At 69.1% G+C, this 23,140-nt stretch carries 15 protein-coding genes; 8 read left to right on the forward strand and 7 right to left on the reverse strand.

The genetic code is table 11. From position 1 onward, the window contains the following. The first annotated feature begins 12 nt into the window (after nucleotides 1–12). Complete coding sequence (locus ACGF5O_RS01340) at nucleotides 13–888, forward strand: Scr1 family TA system antitoxin-like transcriptional regulator (protein WP_393807866.1); 876 nt, start codon at nucleotides 13–15, stop codon at nucleotides 886–888. Then, nucleotides 885–1,082 (forward strand): DUF397 domain-containing protein, encoded by a 198-nt coding sequence (locus ACGF5O_RS01345; protein WP_393807867.1) that lies wholly within the window; start codon nucleotides 885–887, stop codon nucleotides 1,080–1,082. Before ACGF5O_RS01340 ends, ACGF5O_RS01345 begins: the two co-directional genes overlap by 4 nt. A 3-nt stretch (nucleotides 1,083–1,085) precedes the next feature. Here ACGF5O_RS01345 and ACGF5O_RS01350 read toward each other — a convergent pair whose 3' ends face one another. Then, nucleotides 1,086–2,732 carry a hypothetical protein gene (locus ACGF5O_RS01350; RefSeq protein WP_393807868.1) on the reverse strand — a complete coding sequence of 549 codons (1,647 nt, stop codon included), beginning with the start codon at nucleotides 2,730–2,732 and terminating at the stop codon, nucleotides 1,086–1,088. Nucleotides 2,733–3,748: 1,016 nt separating this feature from the next. Here ACGF5O_RS01350 and ltrA point away from each other — a divergent pair. Then, nucleotides 3,749–5,131 (forward strand): group II intron reverse transcriptase/maturase, encoded by a 1,383-nt coding sequence (gene ltrA, locus ACGF5O_RS01355; RefSeq protein ID WP_393807869.1) that lies wholly within the window; start codon nucleotides 3,749–3,751, stop codon nucleotides 5,129–5,131. 243 nt (nucleotides 5,132–5,374) lie between these two features. Here the strand turns inward: ltrA and ACGF5O_RS01360 are convergent, their stop codons facing one another. Then, entirely contained in the window at nucleotides 5,375–6,751 is a 1,377-nt protein-coding gene (locus ACGF5O_RS01360; protein ID WP_393808392.1) for an IS1380 family transposase, read from the reverse strand. A gap of 163 nt (nucleotides 6,752–6,914) precedes the next feature. Between ACGF5O_RS01360 and ACGF5O_RS01365 the strand changes: the two genes are divergently transcribed. After that, entirely contained in the window at nucleotides 6,915–7,982 is a 1,068-nt protein-coding gene (locus tag ACGF5O_RS01365; RefSeq protein WP_393807870.1) for a hypothetical protein, read from the forward strand. Nucleotides 7,983–8,036: 54 nt separating this feature from the next. Here ACGF5O_RS01365 and ACGF5O_RS01370 read toward each other — a convergent pair whose 3' ends face one another. From ACGF5O_RS01370 to ACGF5O_RS01385, 4 genes are all read right to left on the reverse strand, one after another. Then, a complete protein-coding gene (locus ACGF5O_RS01370) occupies nucleotides 8,037–9,398 on the reverse strand; it encodes an AAA family ATPase (protein WP_393807871.1) in 1,362 nt (453 codons plus the stop codon). Continuing rightward, nucleotides 9,395–10,906 carry a hypothetical protein gene (locus ACGF5O_RS01375; RefSeq protein ID WP_393807872.1) on the reverse strand — a complete coding sequence of 504 codons (1,512 nt, stop codon included), beginning with the start codon at nucleotides 10,904–10,906 and terminating at the stop codon, nucleotides 9,395–9,397. The genes ACGF5O_RS01370 and ACGF5O_RS01375 overlap by 4 nt, the downstream gene beginning before the upstream one ends. Continuing rightward, entirely contained in the window at nucleotides 10,903–12,021 is a 1,119-nt protein-coding gene (locus ACGF5O_RS01380) for a hypothetical protein (RefSeq protein ID WP_393807873.1), read from the reverse strand. The genes ACGF5O_RS01375 and ACGF5O_RS01380 overlap by 4 nt, the downstream gene beginning before the upstream one ends. 74 nt (nucleotides 12,022–12,095) lie before the next feature. After that, nucleotides 12,096–12,971, reverse strand: a complete 876-nt coding sequence (locus ACGF5O_RS01385; RefSeq protein ID WP_393807874.1) for a hypothetical protein — start codon at nucleotides 12,969–12,971, stop codon at nucleotides 12,096–12,098. Between the two features lie 131 nt (nucleotides 12,972–13,102). Here ACGF5O_RS01385 and ACGF5O_RS01390 point away from each other — a divergent pair, with 131 nt between their 5' ends. Genes ACGF5O_RS01390 through ACGF5O_RS01405 form a run of 4 tightly spaced genes read left to right on the forward strand, consistent with a single transcriptional unit; the run spans nucleotide 13,103 to nucleotide 22,265 of the window. After that, nucleotides 13,103–14,740 (forward strand): PD-(D/E)XK nuclease family protein, encoded by a 1,638-nt coding sequence (locus tag ACGF5O_RS01390; protein ID WP_393807875.1) that lies wholly within the window; start codon nucleotides 13,103–13,105, stop codon nucleotides 14,738–14,740. Then, nucleotides 14,737–15,915, forward strand: a complete 1,179-nt coding sequence (locus ACGF5O_RS01395; protein WP_393807876.1) for a hypothetical protein — start codon at nucleotides 14,737–14,739, stop codon at nucleotides 15,913–15,915. Before ACGF5O_RS01390 ends, ACGF5O_RS01395 begins: the two co-directional genes overlap by 4 nt. Further along, nucleotides 15,908–19,342: a signal recognition particle gene (locus ACGF5O_RS01400; protein WP_393807877.1), complete on the forward strand. Its 3,435-nt coding sequence runs from the start codon at nucleotides 15,908–15,910 to the stop codon at nucleotides 19,340–19,342. The genes ACGF5O_RS01395 and ACGF5O_RS01400 overlap by 8 nt, the downstream gene beginning before the upstream one ends. Nucleotides 19,343–19,397: 55 nt before the next feature. Next, nucleotides 19,398–22,265, forward strand: a complete 2,868-nt coding sequence (locus ACGF5O_RS01405; protein WP_393807878.1) for a pPIWI_RE module domain-containing protein — start codon at nucleotides 19,398–19,400, stop codon at nucleotides 22,263–22,265. A 448-nt stretch (nucleotides 22,266–22,713) separates the two neighbouring features. Here ACGF5O_RS01405 and ACGF5O_RS01410 read toward each other — a convergent pair whose 3' ends face one another. Then, nucleotides 22,714–23,085, reverse strand: a complete 372-nt coding sequence (locus ACGF5O_RS01410; protein WP_393807879.1) for a MazG-like family protein — start codon at nucleotides 23,083–23,085, stop codon at nucleotides 22,714–22,716. Between the last annotated feature and the right edge of the window lie 55 nt (nucleotides 23,086–23,140).

Below are 23,140 nucleotides of genomic sequence, written 5' to 3' on the forward strand. Positions count from 1 at the left end.
CGGGTGTCGGCCGTGACGTGGCAGGGGGTACGGGTGGTGGCGGAGGGCCAGGAGTCGCACGACGAGGGCGAGCTGAACGGTGACCTCATGCGGGCCATCGGCAAGCAGGTGAAGCTGCTGCGGGAGCGGGCCGGGCTGACTCAGAAGGAGTTGGGGGACCGGCTGGGGTACAGCGAGGATCTCGTGTCGTCGGTGGAGCGGGGGAGGCGGACTCCGCAGGCGGAGTTTCTGGTGGCGGCCGATGAACTGCTCGGTGCGGGTGGGTTGTTGAAGGCGACGATTGAGGATGTGGAGAAGGCCAAGGCGAGGGCTAGGGTTCGGCATCCGGCTTGGTTCAAAGATTATGCCCGGCTGGAGTCGAGCGCGGTTGAGATCAACTTCTACAGCACCCTTGCGCCGCCCGGGTTGTTGCAGACCGAGGACTTCATCCGGACCTTGCTGAACGGTCGACAACCGCTGTTGTCTGAGGAGACCATCGAACAGAGGGTGGTCTCACGGCTGGCGCGGCAGGAGATTCTTACGCGCTGGCCGCTGCCCATGGTCACGGCCCTCATCGACGAGTCCGTGCTGCGGCGGAGACTCGGAGGTCGCAAGGTGCAACAGGGGCAGTTGGAGCACTTACTGAGGCTCGGTCGGCTGCAGAACATCACGCTGCAAGTGCTGCCGCTGGATTGCGAAGAGAACTCCGGGGTGGACGGGCCGTTCATCCTGCTCACGCCCAAGGGAAGGCCGCAGGTTGGTTACCTGGAGGTGCAGGGAGTCGGGCAGTTGATCACTGATCCCGAACGAGTGCGTATCCTGGCCGCGCGCTACGGAAGCATTCGTGGGCAGGCCCTTACCCCGAGTGAGTCCCTCGCCTTGATGCATGAACTGTTGGGAGAGCGATGAGCACTGACACAACCTCGCCCGAACTTGCCTGGTTCAAGAGCAGTTACAGCGGTGCCGAAGGCGGCGAATGCGTTGAGGTCGCCGCGATGTCCCGCACCATCCACGTCCGCGACTCCAAGGCACCGGCCCGAGCCCAACTGGTCATCGGTGCCTCGGAGTGGACCGCGTTCATACGGTTCGCGGGTGCCCGCTGACGATCAGGTCTGGGTGTTGTCCGGGTGCGGGCCGATGTACCCGACGTAGACGTGACCCGAGCCGGGGCCGTCGTCGTGGAAGTACAGGCGGGGTGACACCGTGTTGCCGCCGCCGATGCGCAGGTGGGCCTGCATGAAGAGCTTCTCTTTTCGGTCGACGGACTTCGGTACGGGGAACGTGCGTTGGCGGCGCCACTCCCCGTTGTTCCCGACCGTCTCCGACTCCTTCATCTTGACCTTGCCGGACGGGAACGGGTTCTCGCAGCCGTCCGGCAGGTTGTCGCACCAGTGCCGGAAGTCGCCGCCCGCTTTTCCTGCGGCGGAGGCCGCGGCGTAGTCCTCAAGGGCGTGCAGGGCGTCCCAGGCGACGGTGACCCAGTTGCCGATGCACTGGGCGTCGAGTTCCTTGGTCTTCTTGGCGCTTCCGGTGAAGCGGAGATGCGGGAACTCGTCCATACGGTCGAGGATCTCGGCGAAGGTGGCGGGCCGGTCTGCCGGTTCCGGGGGCGCGGTGTGGGCGGCCGCGTGGATGCCGGCCTCTTCGAGTTGCGACTGGATGAACCGGAGCTTGCGGTGGGCGTCCTGGAGGTCGCCGTACAGCTGGTCGTTCTCAACGATCTGCTCGAAGTCCCGGTTCTCGGCCTGCTTCAGGCGCTGGCGGAAGTCCCGGATCTCCACGCTGCGGGACTCCTCGCGCTGCTCCGCCTCTTCGAGCAGTGCTTCGGCCGTTCTCAGCTCGCCGCGCAGTGCGTCGAGGCTGGTGCTGTCGGCGGCGGGGCGGGGGCGAGTGCGCTGGACGGGCAGGGTGTCCAGGGAGTCGGGGAGGGGCTGGCTCAGGGCCAGCTGTTGGGGGAGGGACGCGAGGATCGCGGCGGCGCGGTTCGGATTCGTCTCGATGGTGGGCCTGGACATCACCGGGTGGCGCTGGGCGTCAGGCTGCCATGCGGGGTCGACGCCGGGGAGGTAGGTGCGGATGCCGCCGCCGAAGACGGGGTGGTATTCGAGGGTGGTGTTGAAAGCATGCAGTGCTTCGGGGCGGAGGACGTACATGACGGCAATTCCGCTCAGGTGCCGGAAGACCGGTTCGACGACCTTTTCCGTCCAGGACTCGGCGTCCTGCCCGTAGGGGACACTCGCGACGACGACGGGCAGCCTGCGGTTCTGCTCGCAAAGTTCCTCGATGACCTCGTCGACGTCGTCGGGTTCGATGAACTTCGGGACCGTGCCGACGTCAGCGAGGCCGTCCTGCGTGGGGAGGGCGTCGAGCAGCAGCTTGGCTATGCCGGGGGTGTTGGCCCGAATGTGGGCCTGGCCCGGCGCTGGCTGGTGCTCGATGTCGACCTGGATCCACGTGCGGCGGCTGTCGTTGCGGTTGCCCGAGCGGACGACCAGCGTGGACTGCCAGGTGCCCTGGGTCGGTGTCTTCGTCTCGCGCAGCCGCCAGCGGGAGTACGAGCCGTGCCGGCCCGCTGCGGCGTCGTGGTCCAGGGTGACCCCCTTGGCGATCTCGTTGCGGCCCTCGTCGAGAGCGGCGGTGCTGTACCTCTTCATCACGCCTAACCAGTGGTGCAGTTGGCGGTCTGCCTCGGCCGAGGCAGTGACGAAGTCCTGCGTGGTCGAGACGACCATGCGGTAGTTACGGGGTTCCATATGCGGCTGCCTGTGAGGTGTCGTGGGCGGGCGATAAGGGGGCCTGACTGTACGGTGGAACACCCAGCTTGGGGGCGGAATGGTTCCGGATCCGACGAACTGCCGACGGATCGGAGGAAGCTGAGCCGGCCCGGCCAAGTACTTCACCGGCCGCGCATAAGTAGTCCTTTCGCGCTTACGAGCCGGGTGCCGCAGCGCCCCGAGTGGCCGCCTGGGCTGTTGAAGGCCGGGCAGGACGAACTGGTCGGCGTACGCTGTTCCAAGTGAATCCAATAACTTCCAATAACTTCCATGTTTCTGGGTGTGTGGGCTATCGTCATCTGCAGCTCACTGCTCACACGTCACGCCGACCGCCCCGTGCCCTTCAAGCTGAGCCGCCTCCGTCTAGGGCGCGTATTGAGTCGTGATCAATCTTCGGGATTAGCCTCGCGCTTTCGCGCGCCCAGCAGACTCGGAGGTCTTCGTGACGTAGTAGATCTTGAGTCGTAAGCTCGCTGTCGCCTGCCGGTGGAAGTCCGGTCCGGGTAGCTGCCAGGAGGCCCGGTAGCAGACTGGCGGCGTCGGGGGGAAACGCCCGGCGTCGAAGCCCAGTGTCGAAAGCCCTGTAAGGGGGAGCAAAGCAGCGGTCCGTAGCATCACGCGAAGCCTGCGGCGTCGTTAGAGGCCCGCCTCTCGGGGCGGGGACAGGGAGTGCCGAGCCCCCGAAATCAGGGCGAAGGCCATGGAAGCGGCGAAGATCCTGGAGATGCAGCCGTGAAGGACTCCCCGGCGTATGGGGCATGGAACGTTGCGACGGTGACAGCGGGAACTGGGGAGGCCCTCCCCGGCCCGGCGGCCTGCGGACAGCTGCCGTCGGAAGCTGCGCGTCCTATAACCGGGTGCACCCCGGGAAGTGGACGCGGGTCGGGTGGGCGTCGGAGGCGGCCGTAGTACCGCGATGAGCCGGCGGACAACACAACCGCCGGCCAGGGAAGGGCCGCTGCTTCGTCGATGCGCAGTCTGTCTGGAGGGACTTGGTGAGTGCCGTCGCGGCTAGTTCCACCACGTCGGGATCCCTGAAGCTGGATCCGGTCCGAGCCTTGCAGCATGCGCTCTACCGGGCGGCCAAGGCCGATCCCGGACGACGGTTCCACGCGCTGGGGGACAAGATCCACCGCAGGGACGTCCTGCGGCGCGCGTGGGCAACGGTGCGTCGAAACAATGGCGCCCCGGGCATTGACGCCACCACTCTCGCTCAGGTCGAGGAGTACGGCATCGACCGGCTCCTTGACGAATTGGCCGTGGAACTCAAGGAAGGCCGCTGGCGGCCGCTGCCCGCGCGCCGGGTGTTCATCCCGAAACCCGGCACGACCGCGGAACAGAGACCGCTGTCGATCCCTTCCGTCCGCGACCGGATCGTGCAGGCGGCGTTGAAGATCGTGCTCGAGCCGGTCTTCGAGGCCGACATGCTCTCGTGCTCGTTCGGGTTCAGGCCCAGGCGCGGGGCGCACGATGCCCTCCAAGTCTTGATCGATGAGGGATGGCGGGGCAGGCGCTGGGTGGTGGAGACGGATATCGCCAACTGTTTCGAGGCGATTCCTCACGAGAAGTTGATGCAGGCGGTCGAGGAACGCGTCTGCGACCGGTCGGTCCTCAAACTCCTGCGCGTAATGCTGCGGGCCGGGGTGATGGAGGACGGGCAGGTCCGGCGGCCGGTGACCGGAACCCCACAAGGCGGTGTGGTTTCACCGTTGATGGCGAACGTCTATCTGCACCGGCTGGACCGGGCATGGGACGTGCGTCGTCATGGGGTCCTGGTCCGTTATGCCGACGATGCCGTGGTGATGTGCACTACCCGCGAGCAGGCCGAGGCTGCCCTTGGGCAGCTGAAGGTCCTGCTGGCCGAACTCGGCCTGGAGCCGAAGGCGGCCAAGACCAGGATTGTGCACCTGAAGGTCGGAGGCGAGGGAGTGGACTTCCTCGGATTCCACCATCGATGGGTCACGTCCCGGCCTCGCGGCGGGCGGCATCCGATCGCCTTCCTCGCTCGCTGGCCCTCGGACAGGGCGGTGCAGCATGCTCGTGACCGGATCCGTGAACTCACGGAGCGGCGCAGGATGTTGCGGCCGGTCAAAGTGATCGTGGAGGACGTGAACGCGTTCCTACGCGGATGGGCCGCGTATTTCCGGTTCGGGAACTCGGCCCATCGGTTTGACCAGATCAGCTCGTACGCACGGATGCGGATCGGCGGGTTCATTGCCAAGAAGCACCGGCGCAGCCGGAAGTTCGGCTGGTCGGTAGTCGCCCACGCGGCCTCCGACTCGTTGGGACTGGTCGCCCTGCACGGGACCGTCGTTGCACCCAGACCCTTCCGGGACTGGCGGGGCAGGCCGAATGCCGGTGGTGAACGGCGTCGGTGAGCCGTGTGCGGGAGAACCGCACGCACGGTTCGATGTGGCGGGGGCTGGAAACGGAGCGTACGTACTACGCCACCGCGCCAGTCCCCGACCCTACTTGATGGGCCGCCGACGGAGTCGGCGGCCCATCTTGTTGCCGGTGGCGGAGACTGCGCAGGCTGAGGGCCCGAGTGTCGTCTCGGGTGGACGCCGGGTTCCACTGCTCCGGTCTGGGGGTTCTCTCGCAGGGACGGGTGGATCTGCTGGTCAGCCTGGGTTCGGCAGGAGTGCGAGCCGTTCGAGGGCAGCGGTGATGTGGCTGGACCAGGGCCAGTGCCCGGTAAGGCGGAGGATCCTGCGGCGGCCGGTGGTCACGAGCTGTCCGGCCGTGGTGAACAGGCGGAGCCGCAGACGGCGGGGTTCCCAGAGCCGGGCTTTGCCGGTCAGCGCGAGCATCGGCATCCAGGCCAGCAGGTCCAGGGCGATCTGCACGATCTCCAGCCAGATGCGGTTCTGCGCGGTGTCGTGCAGGGGAAGGTTCCGCAGTCCGGTCGAGCGGGCGGCCCGGATGCGGTCCTCGGCCCTCGCCCGCAGCCGGTGACGGAGCTCGAGCTCGGCGATCGGACGGCCCGGCGTGTTGGTGGCGAAGCATGTCAGACGCATGCCGTTCGCGTCCGTGAGCCGCAACTGGGCCCCGGGGTGCGGCCGTTCCTTCCGCACGATCAGCCGCATCCCCTTCGGCCAGCCGTCCAGCACGTCACCGGCGATCTCGGCGACCCAGGCCCCGTCCCGGATCTCGCCGCCGGGCTCGACGGCCGGCGTCCAGGCCGACGCGGGGACCTTGAGCACGTGCTGGTGGATCGCGTCGGTGATCACCATCCCAACCGAGTACGAAAGCCACCGGCCGCGCTGGGACAGCCAGCTGACGAAGTCGTGGGTGCCGCCCGCGGAATCGGCGCGGATCAAGGTCCGGCGCCCGCGCCGGTACTTCGCCGGCAGCTGGGCCAGCGCCAGGCGGGTGGCGGTGATGTGGTCGGCGGCAGTGTTCGATCCCGCGTTTCCCGGCCTGAGCAGGGCCGCGACCGGCTCACCGGTGCCGCCCGGCCCGTGGTCGACGAACCCCATCAGAGGGTGATGCCCGTAGGTCCGCTTCCAGGTCGGGGCCGCATCCTCCTTGTCGGAGTGCGCGATCACCAGCACCCCGTCGAGGTCGACGGTCACCGTTCCACCCGCCCCGGGCGCTTCCTCGCCAGCCAACCGCCAGACCAGTTCGCGGACTTCGGCCCGCGCGGAACGGATCGCCGCCAGGGCCTTCTCGCCGGAGCCAGCGAGGGCGTCGACGAGGCGGGAGACCGTCGGGTCGGAGGCCACCGGCCCGAACACGGCCGGCTCCGCCCGCAGCATGCCGACATCCGCGAGGCAGTCCCCGCCCAACGCGACCGCCAGGGCCACGTCCAGCAGGACCTTGCCCGGATCGTGCACCGCCCGAGCCTTCCGCCACGGTGCCAGCGCCACTGATATCGCGGTGTCCAGACCAGCCTTACGGACGGTCTCGACCAGCAGCACACTCCCGGCCTGCGAGACCACCGCCCGGCCGCCGCCCTTGATGCGGACACGCGGGTAGAACCCGATACGCTTCTTCACCTGGAGAGTGCTTCTTCCCATGCAGCCAATAGGACCCTAGACAAGTCCCATCGTTGCAGGTCAGGAGCACTCTCCGCTTATTTGATCAAGCTTCGGACAGCCCACCTCGTGAAAGCGCGAGGTTAGCTAGTATGACTAGCTGATCAATGGTTACGATCATCGCGTGCATGCGACTGACCTCACCCAAGGCGTGACGGACTCCATACCGGATAATCCCGAAGTGCGAGTCCTCGTATGCCCGGCATACGGGAGCAAAGAGTCGCGTGCACATTGGCGTGACACGCTTCAGCAGGAAGTGCCCTTTACGGAGGCGTCGTTGGCGAGATATCTGTCGCCTCGACAGCTTGAACAGCTCAGCCGTCTTCACGCCTCGGGCGCGGCCCGCTTCTGGGGTGCCACATCGACCCATGACAAGGCGATGTCCAACGTTCGCACTGGCGACGTGGCCCTGTTCACCGGGGCGAAGAAGGTGCTGGCTGTAGGAGAGGTGGGCGCCATCTTCGTCAACGACGCGGTTGCCGACGTGCTCTGGCCTCCGTTCCCCGGAGGCAAGAGCTGGCATACCGTGTACAGCCTGCGCGACTTCGTCCCCGCCGAGGTGCCGTACGAGGAATTGGCTGAACTGATCGGATATGCCAAGAACTATGGTTTTCCTGGCCAACTGGTACTGGAAGGCGGCAAGGCCCGAGCTGTCATAGAGGGTTTGCGCATAACCACCAGGACGGTGCTGGAGCAACTCGGCGTCGAGAAGCCACCTGTTCGCGGCGCGCTACCGACCCGGCGGACTGAATTGGAACGGCAGCACACTCCGATCGTCAGCTTCGATCGTGCGGCGGCGGCGACCCTCTACAGGCGTGAGGAACAGCCGTTGGTCATGGAGTTCTGTGCCACGCTCGCCATCTCTGCCGAGCGATTCCGTTCTCCGGTCGGTCTCTGTGACATTTATTTGCCGGGGCCCGACAGCGTGGAGGTGATCGAAGCGAAGAGTCGCACCGAGCACGCGTATGTGCGTGAAGCTCTCTCGCAGTTGTTGGACTACGCCCCGCACAGTCCGCGCCCTGTGGACCGGCTCGCTGTGCTGGTCCCTGGTCCGCTCGACGAGCGGGAACTGCAGTTGCTGCACCGGTATGGCGTCGATTGCATTCACCGGGTGTCCCCGGGTGTCTTCCGGAGAGTTCCGGCCCCCGACCACAGACGGCGTCTGATGAAGAAAATGTGGACTGAGAGCTGAGTCCTCCAGCTGCGCCGCCTCAGCGATGCCTGCGGCACGACGGGTGCGTGGACGTCAGCCACGTACCCTGTGCTCCCCTTGCTCCAGGTGCCCCATGACCACCTGATGCGCCCGCCACCCATCCGGAAACTTGGGCGGCACGTCCAGGTACACCGGACTGCTCCGCGGATGCCGGTCCAGCAGATCTCGGATGCCGGCCCGGGCCACCACGATGCACGCGAAGCGGTGCCGGGAGAGCAGGACGCACAGGCGGCCTGTCTCCAGGTGGAAGGCGGAGGCGTCGTGGCGGCCGGACAGCGGGTGCCAGACCAGGGTGACGTCGAACTCGCGGCCCTGGAGGCGGTTGGCCGTGTCCACGGTGATGCCGGTCAGGCCGCCGGCGGCGAGGCGGGAGCGGACCGCGTCCGCCTGCACGGTGCGTGCCGTGCCGATCGCGATGCGGTCCGCGGTCAGGGGCTCCCCGTTGACCAGAGCCCCGCGCTCCAGCAGCCGGGCCGCCGTCGCCGTCAGGGCATCCGCCACTGCCGGGTCCTCATCGAGTGTGTGGCGACCGGGCAGTTCCAAGTGGCCCCAGCCGGTGTCGGCGGCACGGGTGAGGACGTCGTCCAGCGAGGTGGAGCCGTGGGGCAGGCTGGCGTACGAGAGCACGCGCTCCGGGGCCGTCGTGCCTGGGACGAACCGGTAGAAGGGGTAGAAGGCCCGCTCGACCAGGGTGGCCGCCGTCTCCGGGAGGCGCCAGGAGACGGGGAGCTGGTGGCGTAGGAGGTCGGGGTTGTGGGCGAGGGCGACGTCGACCGCGTTGCGCAGGGGGTCCCAGGTCAGGCCGTTCCAGCGATCGGTCTCCACGGTGGCGAAGGGGTCGAGCTGGCCGGGGTCGCCGACGAAGAGGACCTGTGAGTCGTCCTGGGCGAACAGCGGGGCCGTCGCCAGGAGCCCGTCCGAGCGCATCTGGTACGCCTCGTCGACGATGGCCCACCGCCACGGCGTGCACTTGTCCGGGGTGACGAACGACCACTTCTTCGCGGTGGACACCACGACGGGCAGGTCGCGCAGATCCGTCACCTGACTGCTCCCGGTGACGTTGGGGTGCCGGGTGACGCGGGGCGGGAGGACGTGGCCGCTGGCGTGGAGGCGGCCGAGCGCCAGGCCGGGATGCTCCCTCGCGATGCGGTCCACGAGGTCGTCGACCTGCTCGTTGGTCTGCGCGACGATCATGAGCTGGTGGCCCGCGGACGTCAAGTGCCCGGTGGCCCTCACCACCAGCGTGGACTTGCCGGCCCCGGGAGGCGAGTCCACGACGACGCCCCGGCCGGGCGCGGTGTCTAGGCTGGTCAGGATCCCCGCGACCGCACGGTCCGCGCGCTCGCCGGGGGTGAGGGCTTCGGGCTGCCCGGTGTCGGGAAGGAGAGCGGTCACTCCCAGGTCTCCTCTGCGTCCTCGTGGGTGGGCACGTACGGCTGGGGCGGACCGCCGTGGGTCCAGGGTGTGTTCTCCTCGTCCGGCAGGGCGGACGGCATGGCGGTGGGGTTGAGCGTGGTGTACGTCAGTTCCTCGCCGGTCTCCGCGAGGGTGCCGGCCGGTGCCGGCGGTGTGCGCTTCCTCGCGAAGCCGCCCTCGAGCTGAAGCACCACAATGTGGCCACCGTCGTCCTCCTGCCGTACTTCGAGGATCCGGGCTCCTTGGCCGGGCCGGGCGGGAGACTTCACCTCCGTGCCGACCGCGAGGCCGACGCGGGCGTCGGTGCGGAGCGCGATCGTCGGGCGCCACACCTGGGAGCCGGAACGGCCGCCGGGGGCGAAGCGATTCTCGTCCCGTTCCGTCACCGTGCCCGTGAAGGCCTCTCCCGTCAGTTCGTACTCCGCCATCACCAGCGGATCGTCGTACGCGCGCTGCGCCTCGTAGCGGGCGACCGCGTCCTCCAGCCGGGCCAGACGGCGGGCGGCTCTGACGGCCTGGTCGCGGCGGGCCTGAGGGCGGCCGTCGGCGTCCAGGTACTCGGCGTACTCGGAGAACCAGCGCCGGTCGAGGGCCCAGCGGCCGGGGACATGGGCACCTTCGGGCAGTTCGCGGAGCAGCTCCACGCCGCGCCACATCAGCTGCCAGGTGGGCAGCATCTGGCCGTGCAGTTCACGGTCGATCTGGCGGCCGACCGCCTCGCGTCCGCGGTCGTCGGACGCCTCGTCGTAGCGCGTCATCAGCTCGTGGAGCGTACGGTCGAAGACCGGGTCCGTGGACGGGCCGGCCGGCGGCCACACGGACGGGTCCTCCGCTTCCCGCGCCGCCCGCGCACCGTCGCCGCCCTCCGGTGGATTGATCCAGGCGAGCAGGGACGCGAGGTGGGAGTCCTCGGAAGGGCTCTGGCCGGTCACCCAGTGCGCGGCGAGCAGCCGGGTCATCGCGAGGAGCACCCCGGAGTCCGGGAACTCGGCGAGATCCGCGAACCAAGTCAGCCACTTGCCGAGCGCGGGCACGGACGGGGCCACCGCGTACGGTCCTTCGGTGGCGCGGAGTCTGGTCAGACGGCCGAGCAGGCGGACGTACGCGATGCCCTCGCCGTTCGGTACGAGGAGCTGGGGTGCCCGCAGGCAGCGCTGACGTTCCTCTTTGTCCTTGCCGCGGCCGACGGTGTACGGCTCCGTCTCCGTCCGGCATCCGTCGATGTGCGCCAGCAGCAGCGCGGCGAGACGCTCGGCGAACCGGAACCGCTCAGCGCGGTCACGGGGTTGACGGACCGTCAGCAGGATCGGATGTTCCGGGTCCGTGCCCGCGAGGGCGGCCAGAGGTGCGCAGGCCTCTCCGGCGAGCGTGAGCGGGACCAGCACGAACGGCTTCTGGTCCAGGTGCTGGTGGCGGACGGTCGTCAGTGGTTCGGCGTGGCCGGTGCGGGATGCCGTGAGCGCCGCGACGGTGGACAGGGTGCTCATGCGGCTCCTCGGCGGAGGACGCGCAGCCGGGCGGCGGCGCGCAGCAGGTCGGCGGCTTCCGCCTCGGCCTCTCCCGGGGCGGCGACGCCGTCCAGGTAGTCGAGCGCGGTACGGGTGGAGTCGATGCCCGGCAGGTCGTTGCGCACGCCGCTGCCCAGACGGGCTGGTGAGGCACACGCGTCGGCTTCGTCGCGGCAGTAGCGCGCCATCTCGCAGAAGGAGAGGCAGGCGGGCGTGTACGAAGCGTCCAACGCCGCCACGGACGAGGAGAGTTCGTCCGCGCTGCGGTCCGGGTCCAGGGTCGCGCTCTCGGGGAGCTGCGCCGCCAGGTCCTCGGCGCGCCGCAGCCGCGTGAGTTGGAACTGCAGGGCGTCGAGCTCCTGGCGGAGGTCGATCAGACGCCCGTAGGGCCGGTTGGAGAAGTCCTTGGGGCAGACGAGAAGGAAGTCGTGGGCGAGCTGTTCGGTGGGCAGGCCCGCAGACTCGAAGGCGCGGCGCAGGGCGAGGACGTACACGGCGGCCTGCTTGGCTGCCTCAGCTACGGCCGTCGGGTTGGCCTGTCCGTCGATCGCCGCGAACGAGCGGATCAGGACGACGTGGAACTTCCCGTCGATGCGGTGGGTGAGCGCGTCCGGCTCCAAGTACGCTGTTCGCCCGGCGACTTCGAGAGTGAGCACGGGGCGGTCGAGGATCAGGCGGACGTCCTGCCCGGAGGCGACGTGCGCGATGAGCCGGCGGGTCTCGCGCTCCCGTACGGGCAGGGAGACGTTGCCTCCGGCCTCGTTGAGGTCCTGGACGTGGGCCTCTGACACGGGGACGGAGAGCTCCTCGCGCAGCAGCCGGATGAGCTCGGCGTACCCGCCCCACTTCACGAGGCTGTGGAACGCCTGCTCGCGGGCGAGGGCGAAGGGTGACTGGCCGAAGCGCGGCTCGTAGCCGACCCGCTGGGCGAGCAGCGCCTTGTCCACGCCGGCTGCGTCGAGGACGGCGCGGCGGGAGCAGGCGGGGTTGGCCGTCAGGGCGGTGATCTTGCGGGCGGTGCACGGCTGAGGAGGGCGTGCTCCGCGTAGCCGCGTGAGTCTGTCGTCGGGCGGTTCGGACTGCTGCGAGGGCATCGTCTCTGCTTCGGGAACGTCTTCGGAGGTGTGCCGGCGGACGAGGCGACTGTCGTCATCGCTGCCGGTGGGGCTCAGTGCATGCTGCTGCTCGCGTCACGCAGGGCGTCGTGCAGCGGTGGGGCGCCGAACAGCTGCTGTACGTCAGCCAGTTGGGAACGGGCACGCTGTGCTGCCGCTCGCCGCTGTTGGTCGTCCTCCTGCTGGTGGACGGTGGCTTCGGCATGGGCGGCGGCGATCACCCGGGCGGGGTCGGGTTCCGGGGCGGCGGCATCGCAGGCGCCCGGGATCGTGAGGGCGAAGCGCCGCAGCAGCCGCCAGGCGGCGTCCGGGGCCGGATGTCCCGCGGTGGCGAGTCGCCGGATCTGTTCGGCTGTTCCGACGGCGTGGGTGAGGAAGTCGGTGCGCGGGCTGAGCGGGCCGATGATCCGTCGTTCCACGGGCCAGGTAGACAGGGCCAGCAGGCCGCGGGCGGGAACGAGCCGGTCATGGGTCAGTGCCGCGCAGATGTAGTAGGGGCGGGCGTAACCCTGGGCCGTGAAGGAGCGTTCTTCGTCTCGGCGCAGCGACGCGAGTTTGGCTGCGATGAGCGGCTCGGTGAAGAACGCCTCGTACGCGGAGGAGATGAGTTTTGGGGACGCGGGAGCACCTAGCAGGGTGAGCGCTTGGTGAACCTGTTCGCGGATCGGGATGGAGCCGTGCGCAGCGCGCTGCGGGTGGCGTGATTCACCTCTGGACGTCGGTGGTGTCCGCGTCTCGGCCTCGGGTGGGAGTGCCTCGGTGTCCGGTCCGGCCTCTGCCTCAAGAGCACGTTCCCACGCGGCCTCCGCCTCGCGCAGAGCACGACGGATGCGCGTGGTCTCGGCCTTGTCCCGGGCGCGTACGGCGCCGCGCAGTTCGGTGCGCAGGTGGGACAGGTGCTGCTCCAGCTCCTCGAGTGATGCCGACATGGTGGGCAGCTTAGCGCAGCGGCCAATCTATGCCAAGAACTTCCAAGGAGTTCCAATGTTCTGTGCTACGGTCGAAGACGTGACGCACCCGGTCGGTCCGAGGGGTGACGTCTGTCTCGAAGGGGGAGGCAATGGGCCACGACATGGCATGGCGCAAACCGCACTGGCTCGCCGGGGACGACAGTCTTCTGCGGGTCGGGCCCGGCACAGGCGGGGACGAGGAGCACACCTGCCCCTCGCACGCCGCCGCCAAGGCCCGGCCTGCTCTGTGGCCGGCCCAGCGCCTGCGGCTGCCGAAACCGGAACTCGAAACCTTCACCCTCGGCCCGGTCATGGACGCGATCGACCGTGTCGAGTTCCACGACGAGACGCTCGACCAGGCCCTGGAGGCGCTGCGCTCCCGGACTCCTGCCCTGCACCCCGGTCATCTCACGTACGCCGAGCACGCCCTGCGGTCGTACACACAGACGTTGGCAGGGGACGACGGCAAGGAACTGAGGCCAGTCCGTCCCTACTGGGTGGTGCAGCGCGAGAACGGCAAGTTCTGGGAGATGTACTCCTGGTGGCGGCGGTACGAGTCCGCAGGCGGACGGCTGCGCGAGTACCGGCGGCTCCGGCACGGTCAGGCCAAGGGGTCGGAGCCCGGCGAGATCGCCATCGCCGTGTACGTCGCGGTCCACGGGCGGCCGGCCGCCTGGCCCCGCAAGTGGTCCCGGGCCTTCCAGCCGCACGGATCCGTCGCACGGCCCGAACGCGTGCGAGTCGTAGAGGTAGGGCTGGCCGACGGCCGGGCGCGGGTGCAGTTCGACGGCACGGCGGAGGACGCCGAGGCGTACTACGCGGAGCACGGGCACGCGCACGTGGCCCGGGTCGTGGCGGGCGGGGCGCCGACGCCCGGCTCCTCGTGTGTCGACTGCAAGCAGTTCACGGGCTGCGAGGCGGTGCCGCGCCGGCCCGGTGTCCTGGGGGTCTCCTCGCGTGTCGTGCCGCTGCGGAAGGTGTCCGTCAGCGACCTGCGCTACCACGCGGCCTGTCCCGCGCAGGGATTCCTGCGTGCGCTGCACCTGCCCAAGTCCGACGAGTACGGCAGCGCGGCCAAACTGGGCCAGGCGGTGCACGGCTGGATCGAGAAGCTGCACAGGCGGGACGGCTGGCCGCCCTGCGCCATCGCGGACATGCCCGCCGAAGGCGAGAACTGGACGGAAGGGCGGTGGCGGGTCTCCGACGAGGACGCCGCGACCGGCCGGGACATGCTGCTCCACCATGTCGACGCCTGCCCCTTCCAGGACCCCGGTCTCATCCAGCAGGTCGAGCCCGAAGCGCTCCGAGTCGTCCACGACACAGCCGCACAGGCCGTTGTCATCGCCAAGCCCGACCTGCTCTACAAGGAGGACGGCTCGTGGGTGTGGCGAGAACTCAAGACGACGAGAAAACGGCGTCGCCACCACGTGGACCCCCTGGAGACGTACCCCCAACTCGCCCTGGCGGTCACGCTGCTGGCGCAGGGGGCCCTCGGCGGTGACCCGGGCGGATCACGCGTCGAGGTGGAGATCCTCCGGCCCGACGGTTCGGATCCGCACGTGATCGATCCGACGGACCCCGGCCAGCAGGCCAAGGCGCGGTCCGTACTGCGGCGGTACGCGGGTCCCTGGCGGGAGGACGAAGCCTGGGAAGCCCGGCCCGGACCGCATTGTCAGTCCTGCCCGGTATCCCAGTGGTGTCCGAATGCAGCGCCCGGCTTGGCCGTTGCGGGGGAGGGAGAGGTATGACCACGACGGACGTGCGGCCCGGGAGCCCCGAGGGCACCGGGACCGCCGACGAGACGCTGTTGCGCCTGATCGCCAGCGCCCTTGCCTGCCTGTCCCGGCAGCGGACCGTACCCAACCCGGTCTACCCGGCCAAGGTGCAGAACGCCTACAACCGCCTCGTCCTGCACTGCCTGCGGCGGGGCGAGGAACCGCCTGGCAGTGTCCCGGAGATGATCCGTTGGGCCTGCGAACGACCTTTGGAAGACTGGCCGTTGACGCTGCCCGACGAGGATCGTGCCGGGACAGCCGTGCTCGTGGACCCCGAGACCAGACTGCCGCACCAACTGTGCCTGGAATTGGAGGTGAGCGCGGCCGACCCCGCCGCCGAGCTGTTCGAGAACGAACGCATCCTGGAAGCCCTCGCCGTCTGCCGTGCGGCCAAGTCCCCCCGCGCCTATACCGCGTTCCGGGCCCTGCTTACTTCCCGACCTGTGCTCACCGGCGCCGAACTGGCGCTGCTCGGCGGTGATCCGGAGTGCGGGATGCTGCTGCACAGCGTCATCAAGCGCTGCTACGAACCCGTTCCCGCGTCCTATCTGCGTGAAGGCACCTACCGCCAGTGCACACGTTGCCGCTGCCTCATGGTGCCGCTGCTCGGCGGCGGACACCGGTGCGAACTGGACCGGTGCCGCCGTGACGGGACAGGGGACGACGGCACCTCGTTGCGACCGGACAAGGGAGGGGTCTTCCAGCTCAGCCGCCCGCTGCGGATGTTCGTGACCAGCCCCGGACTCGCCGAGACGGACCTGGAAACCGCTCTGAAGAACAAGTTCGGCATCACGGCCGAGATGTGGCCGAACTACGACGCGTACGACCTTCGCGTCCCTCTGCCCGGACGTCGTTACTGGGCCGTGGACGTGAAGGACCGCGTGAACCCCGCTCTCCTGGCGCGCACGATCACTCCCTTCCGGGGCGACCCGCCGTACGACCGGGCCTTCCTCGTCGTGCCTCGCTACCGCTTCCGCGAGAACGAGGCGTACGGGCGGCAATTCCGTCGCAACCTGCCCGACGACATGGCCGGGCGGGTCACCCTCCTGGACGACCAGGCCTTCCAGCGGCTGGTCGGTCGTGAACTCACCGACCCGAGCCGGCAGGAAACAGAACCGCCGCGCACCGAAGGAGGACGCCATGCGTGACCGCAGCGGATGGCACCGGCGCTGCTCGCCGCAGCAGCTCACCGAAGTATGGCCGGCGAACCTCGGCAGTTTCCGTCCCGGCGACCTTCTCGACGTCGAACTGGGCCTCTACCTCCTTCAGGACGTGACGCCGACCCGCACGGCCGCCGACGTCTGGCCCCTGCTCGGCGGCTACCCGTACAGCGAGGCCTTCGGGGACGTGCGCACCGACGGGCAGCGACTGCGCGTCCTAAGGGCCCGCCACCACCTGTGGGACCTGCGACGGCGCCACGCGTGGCACGAGGCGCTGGCCGACTACCTGGCAGTCCCTCAGCAACTACGTGGATACGACCTCGACGGATCCGACGACGTGCCCCGCCGCCGCGAGCCGGCCCGGGCCACGCGCCGCTTCGAGGTCTTCGAAGACCTGCTCAGCACCGCGCCCGACTTCTCGACGCGCTCCATTCCACTCGCCGAGGCGGGAGAGCACACCTTCCGTGTGCAGGACCGCATCCACTCCGTCGTGTTCGACGAGGAACTCCTGACGGACGTCCTGCCGCGCGCTCATGCCCTGGACGCGCCGCCCGCAGGGTACGGGGAGCCTGTCAGCGTCACCTGGGAGGAACTCGAAAAGGCCGCCGAGGCGATGGACACCGTCGAAGCCATGGCAACGGACGGCCCTTGCAACGACTGGGCCGGACGCCTTGAGCGGGTCAAACTGCTCGTTCGCGACCAGGAGTCAGGGAGCTATACGGAGAAAGGGCGGCTGACCGTCGACCGGCTGCTGCACCTGGTGGGCATGGTCGGCGCCGGCAAGTCGACGATCCGCGACATCCTGACGTACCACGTCGTGACCCAGACGCCGGGTCGCGTCACCATCGTGGTCGGCGACGTGGCGGAAACACTCGCCGTCGTCGAGCAGTTCGCCCGACTGGGCGTGCTGGCCGCGCCGATCCTCGGGCACTCCACGCGCGAGCGCAACATCAACCGGCTGCACCGCCGTACCGCCACGGCCGGCGCCGCCACCATGCTGGGGCACGACCACGCAGGTTTCGCCTACCTGAGCAGCGCCTGCCCGGTCGACGTCCTGCGAGGCCTGGAGGCCCGCCGCCCGCTCGGCATCCGGGAGGCGCCGTGCCTCACACTCTTCACCGTTCCCGAGGCCGAGGCGCCCGAAGGGGATCCGCTGCTCGACGGCGAAAGCCCGGCCGTTCACGATTCCCGGCGTCCGAAGCCGCAGCGGCGACTCTGCCCGCTGTGGAACCGTTGTCCCCGCCACCGCGGGGCCCGGGAGCTGGTCGACGCCCAGGTGTGGGTCGCCACCCCGGCCGGACTGGTGCACAGCTCCGTGCCGCAGCACCAGCACGACGAGCAGTTGCGGTATCTCGAACTCGCCTGCCGGATGAGCGATCTGATCATCGTGGACGAGGCGGACCGGGTGCAGATGCAGCTCGACACGGCCTTCGCCCCGGCCAGCACCCTCGTGGGCAAGGCCCCGAACTCCTGGTTCGACGAGGTCGCCGTGCACAAGTTCCAGCAGATGGCCCGTGACGGACGGCTCCAGCTGTCCACCCGCGACGTCGACGACTGGACCAACGCCGTCAACACGGTCAGCGCCGCCACCGACCGCCTCTACGCGCTGCTCGTCAAGGACGACGGGCTCAGGCGGTGGATCAGCGTGGACTACTTCAGCGCCTTCACCCTGCACAACCTGCTGCTGGACAGCTGGTTTCCCGGCCGCAAGGAGGGCGAGCGCCCGCCCCCGGCAGCCCGGACCCTGGACACCGCCCTCGGACGGTTCCGGGACGATCCCCTGCACGAGCAGCAGAGCGATACGGACGACGAAGTGACCCTCCTGGTGAACACCCTCGTTCACCTCACCTTGGAACTTCTGCACGCACCGCAGGGAGCCCGCACCCGCGAACGGTTGCGCGAGACTCTCACCGACATCGTCGCGGACGACTCCGGAGTGCTCGACGCGATCGACCTCCAGGCGCGGCGCTTCGAGTTCACGCTCATCCTCTCCGCACTGCACAGCCGCCTCGACTTCATGACCACGCTGTGGCCGCGCGTCGAGGCCGCCCTCAACCTGGAGAGCGCCTCCAACGTGCTCTCCCGCAGGCCCCCGAAGGACTACGAGGCGGTCATCCCCGAGTCGCCCATGGGCAACGTGCTCGGCTTCCAGTTCCGCCACGACGACCGGGAGCGGGACGGCGACCGCAGCGGCGAACTCCGCTTCTTCCACTGCAATGGCGTCGGCCGTGAACTGCTGATGCGCCTCGGCGACCTCTGCGCCGTGGACGGTCGCCCGGCACCGCACGTCCTGTTGATGTCCGCCACGAGCTGGGCGGGCACGTCCAGCAGGTACCACGTGCACGCCCAGGTCGGCGCCGTACTGCGGCCCCGCGACGAAGAGGCCGAGGCCGTGCTGCGCAGCGAGTTCCGCAAGGAGTTCCTGTACTGGCCCGGAAACGACCAGCCGAAACCGCTGCGCCTGTCGGGCTGCGACCCGGAGGAGCGGCCACAGGCCCTGCTCCACATGCTGCACCAGCTTGCCGTGCCCGACCGCAGCCTGCCCGACTCGATGAGCATGCTCGACGCCGAACTGGACGAGATCGACGACCCGGAGCGACGCCGCATCCTGCTCCTCGTCGGCAGCTACGACGAGGCGCGCAGGGCCGCCGAATACCTCAACCAGATCCCCGAGTGGAACGGCCGGGTGACCCAGCTCGTCTCCGACGACGCGGATGCGGACACCGCCTGGACCCGACTGCCGGAGGACACCGCCGCACGTACCCTTCCCCGCGGGGATGTCAAGGCGTTCCCCTCCATGGGCGGTGACCTCCTTGTTGCTCCCCTGCTCGCAGTGGAGCGCGGGCACAACATCGTGCTGCGCGGCGGCAAGGCGGCCATCGGCACCGTGTACTTCCTGGCCAGGCCCCACCCGCGGCCTGACGACATCTCGCTCGCCATCCAGTCCATCAACGACTGGGCCGTACGCCAACTACACGATACCGACGGCACATTCCGACAGGGGGCGCTCGCCGCGGCCACACCCGACCGGGCCGCCGTCGCGTTCCGCAGCCGCGCCCGCCGTCAGTGGAACCGCTACCTGACCCGCAAACTCGCCTGGTCGAGCCTGCGGGACGACGAGAAGGTCGCGTTCACCTGGGACCAGCTCGTCGTCATGTGGCAGGTCATCGGCCGGCTCGTGCGCGGCGGTGTGCCGGCCAGGGTGGTCTTCGTCGACGCGGCGTTCTCGCCCCGCGAAGCCGGATTCCAGGCAGCGGACACGCCCGACACCAGCCTCCTGGCAAGCATGCGCGAAGTCCTCGCCCCCTACTTCGAGGCGGGCCGGACCGCCGACCTGGAGCCGGCACCGATCGACAAGTCACTCGTCCGCGAGCTGTACGAACCGCTCTACCGCGCCCTCGTGGACATGGGCTGACAGGCACGACCCGATATTCGCACGTCCTCTCTCACTTCCGAGGAGAACCAGCATCGTGGAATACCAGTACCTTCGGGCCGCCGCCTACCTGCCCGACCCGGCGCAGGGACCGTTCGCCGTCCCGATGCACACGCTCGCCCTCCCCGCCCACTGGGAGGAACCTGTCCTGCGCCTGTACTACGACGGGCTGAACGAGCGCCACGCCGAGCGACGCCGCCGCGTGCCGACGAAGCACATCAACCAGCTGCTGCGCGCCACCGCCCCGGACATCGTCACGGTCGACTCCACGGCCCGGTTCGGCTCGGCCAACCCCTGGCTGTACTGCACGAAGCCGTATCCGATGGCGGTGACCAACCTCTACGTCGCCACCTGGCTGAAGAGCCTCCAGCGGAATACGGACGACCTTGAGACGGCGGGACCGCTGATGGACTGCTTCCGGGACCTGGACACGTCCACCCTCAGCTGGCAGCCGGGCATGGTCGATCTCCTTGAACTACAGGACACACCGCGTGCGACCGCGGTCCCCGCCTCGCACGTGTACCGGCTTCTCCCTGACGTCCTCGCCGCCAGAATCACGCGTCTGGCGGCGTACGAGCACAACGGGCAGCGGCTGGTCTTCCGCCAGGTCGCGGGTCTCGGAGGTTCCCGGGGCGCAGGCAGCGGGGGTGCCGAGCTGATGTCGGACCTCATCGAGTACGTGCCCGCGCGTCGCGGCGGGGGAGACGGCAAGTCGGCGTACTACGCCGCGACCATCAGGGTCACCGTGCGTACGGTGCCCTTCTCGCCCGTCCCGCGGGTCCATCTGAGCGCCGGTGTCCGCCGGTTCGTCCGCGGCAAGGTGTACATCCCTTACGGCAAGGGTGTCTCCGCGTACCTGCTGCCGGACGCTTCCCTCGTGGACGACGGACCGGCACCGGAGCGCTTCGCCGTCGCCATGCTGGACTGGAAGAACGGCACGACCGGCTGGCGACACGGCGGACCGGAGGGAATGCTCACCCAGGTCACCGCTCTGGACGCGCTGCCCTCCCCGGACCGGCTGGTCAAGGAGGCCGACCACTGGATCCGTGGCCGGGACGGCATCCAGGTCGCGGTGGGACATCACGCAGTCATGGGCAGGCACACCATCGGTACGGGACTGATGCCCAGCGAGCGGCGAAGGCTGATCGAATGGGCGGAACAGGCGCTCGCGCCGGAGTTCGTGCCCGCCCCTAAGCTCAGCCGAAGTTTGTATGCCGGGCCGCCCATGAAGCAGTTGAAGAAGCTGCCCTCCATCCCCAAGAAGGAGCAGACGCCCGAGGCCCTCGCGGCCATCCTCGCCGAGCGCGGACAGCGCTCGGCGCATAACGCCCAGGTGCTGCGCGCACGCCTGGCCGAGGCCTTGGAGGGCGAGGACCTCACGGCCTTCGTGCTCTACCAGTCGGACATCATGCGCGACCGGATCGTCGCGGCCGCGGAGGCCGGACTGGGCCTCGCCGGGCTCCGGCGGGAGGAGGCGGCCGACACGTGGGTCTGGGAGTGCGAGGAGCTGACGGTCCGGCTCTACGCCCGGCCCCTCGGTGCCCTGGGCGGTCCGCTGGGCGGCGACCAGGTGCCCCGCCGGGGCAAAGAGCACGACGAGGCCATCGCTGATCGCCGGATCCAGGTCGTGAACGCTGTGAATGCCCTGAGGACAGCCGTCCCAGGCGTGCGGTTGGCCTTCGTGGAGCTGGACGGCGAGGAAGCCTTCCGCCATGCCAAGCGGCGCAGCGATCCCAAGTACGCGATCCGCCTCGGCTGCGCCGATGCCGGCCTGGTGACCCAGTTCATCCGCCCCCTGGACGCCACCATGGAGACGGAGGAGAAGGCCATGGAAGACGCGCGGATGCGCGCCGCCTCGGCCTGGTCGGACGGCATGCGCCAGACCGGCGTGCGGTTGGTGCCCCAGCACACGCTCGGCGACGACCTCATCCCCGCCGGCCTGAACCAGGTCGCCTTCCACCTCGTGGAGCGCCGCCACGACGGGCCCACGGGCAAGCAGCAGTTCACGCCGATCGCGGTGCTCATCCGGCCGGGAGCGAAGTGTGTCCTGGGCCGGTCCGCGGACATGCATGAATGGGTTCCGTATCCCGAGCTCCTCAAGGCATTGACCGGACGCGTCGAGGCGAAGAGGAGCAGCGCCGACCAAGCGGCCCTCATGGCAGCCTTCATCAAGCAGACCCTGTCGAGCCTGCGCAGCACCCCGACGCTGGTGCTGACGCACGCCCAGGACGTGCGGAAGCGTTGGGCGTGGCTGACGAACGACGGGTTGGAGCAGGACAGGCTCGGCCTCGACGGTGGTCCGGCGCAGCGGATCGGGCTCTACGGCAAGCAGCTCCGGGTCGTCCGGATTGCCGACGGCACCAGGGACGAGACGGCGCAGTGCTGGGCGGAGCGGGAGGAACTCAACCCCAAGCTGGAAGGGCAGCAGCGCGGAGGTATCACGATGGGGTTGTGGAAGCCTGAGGTACCGGGTGATTCGGGCCGCGTCTTCTACAGCACGGTCGGCAAGTCCAGCACCCAGACCAAGCTCACCAACGACGACGCGAAACTGACGCCGCACACCAACCCGTCGGGCAACAGCGCACATCGCCCGACGGCGAACGCCTGGAACCCGGATCTTCTGGAATTCACGGTCGCCTGTCTCCAGCCGGGCGACGATGCCGAGGCCTGGGCGGCGTTCGTGCACCAGCAGCGTTTCAGCGAGGACTACCGAGAAGCCCGCGACGGGCTGGGCATGCCCCTCATCCTGCACCTTGCGGGGTTGGCGGACGACTATGCCCTGCCTCACGAGATCGAGGACTCCGTGGACCCGACACAACCCCAACCTTCAGCTCCGCCTTGTGAGGATGCACTGGGTCAGCTGGCTTTCGAGTTTGGCGTAGAAGACGGGGACGGCGGCGATTGACCGTCAGCTTTCGACATACATCGGCCTCTGTCGAATCGGAAACCCGAGCCAGGCCCGGATGGCAACGTCGCCGCGCTGGTCATTCGTGCGAGTCGGGCGACCGGTCTCCTGAGAGACACTGGTAGCCCCTGATCTGTCACGGTGGGCCGGGAAGGACAAAGGGGAGTATGCCCACGACCGTCGGTTCGGAGCGGTCGGCGAGGGCGATCACCGAGCGGTCGAGGAAGCCCGCGAGCAGGCGGTGGCCATGATCGAGGGGCATGACGGACCGTTCGCAGCCGAGACGAACTGGCGGGAATGGCGCACGGAGCCCGACGGCCCGGGTCCCGCCCTGCCCGACGGCGTCCTGCCCTTCGGTCTCAACTGATCGCTCGCCGCCCGGCGGTACCGAGCGGCCCTCAGCGGCAGAGTGCAGATCGATATTGGCCTCGCCCTGCCCGAGACCGCTTCACGCGGGTGGACCCAGCGACCGCTCTCTGACACCTTGAAGGTGGGTCTTGAACACCTCCCGCGCGTCCGGGGTCAGCGTGCGCAGGGCCACCAACGCTGTGATCACGACGTCGCACAGTTCGCCCTGCACGTCCTCCCAGGTGTGGGTGACGCCCTTGCGGGGGTTCTGGCCGGTCGCTCCGATCACCGCCTGGGCGACCTCGCCGACCTCCTCCGTGAGCTTGAGCATGCGCAGCACGAGGCCGGTCTCGCCGCCGTGCCTCCGGTGGGCGTCCAGCCAGGTCCAGAGGTCCTCGACGGAGGCCCACAGGTCCGGGGTGGCCGGGGTGCGCTGGGCCTCCGTGGGCGGTGTCATGTGCTGTTCCGTCATGGCGGAGAGCCTGCCCCGCCCGTCCCCGCCGCCAATCCCGGCCACCCATCCCCGC

Source organism: Streptomyces sp. NPDC048291 (assembly GCF_043201715.1).
GTDB lineage: Bacteria > Actinomycetota > Actinomycetes > Streptomycetales > Streptomycetaceae > Streptomyces.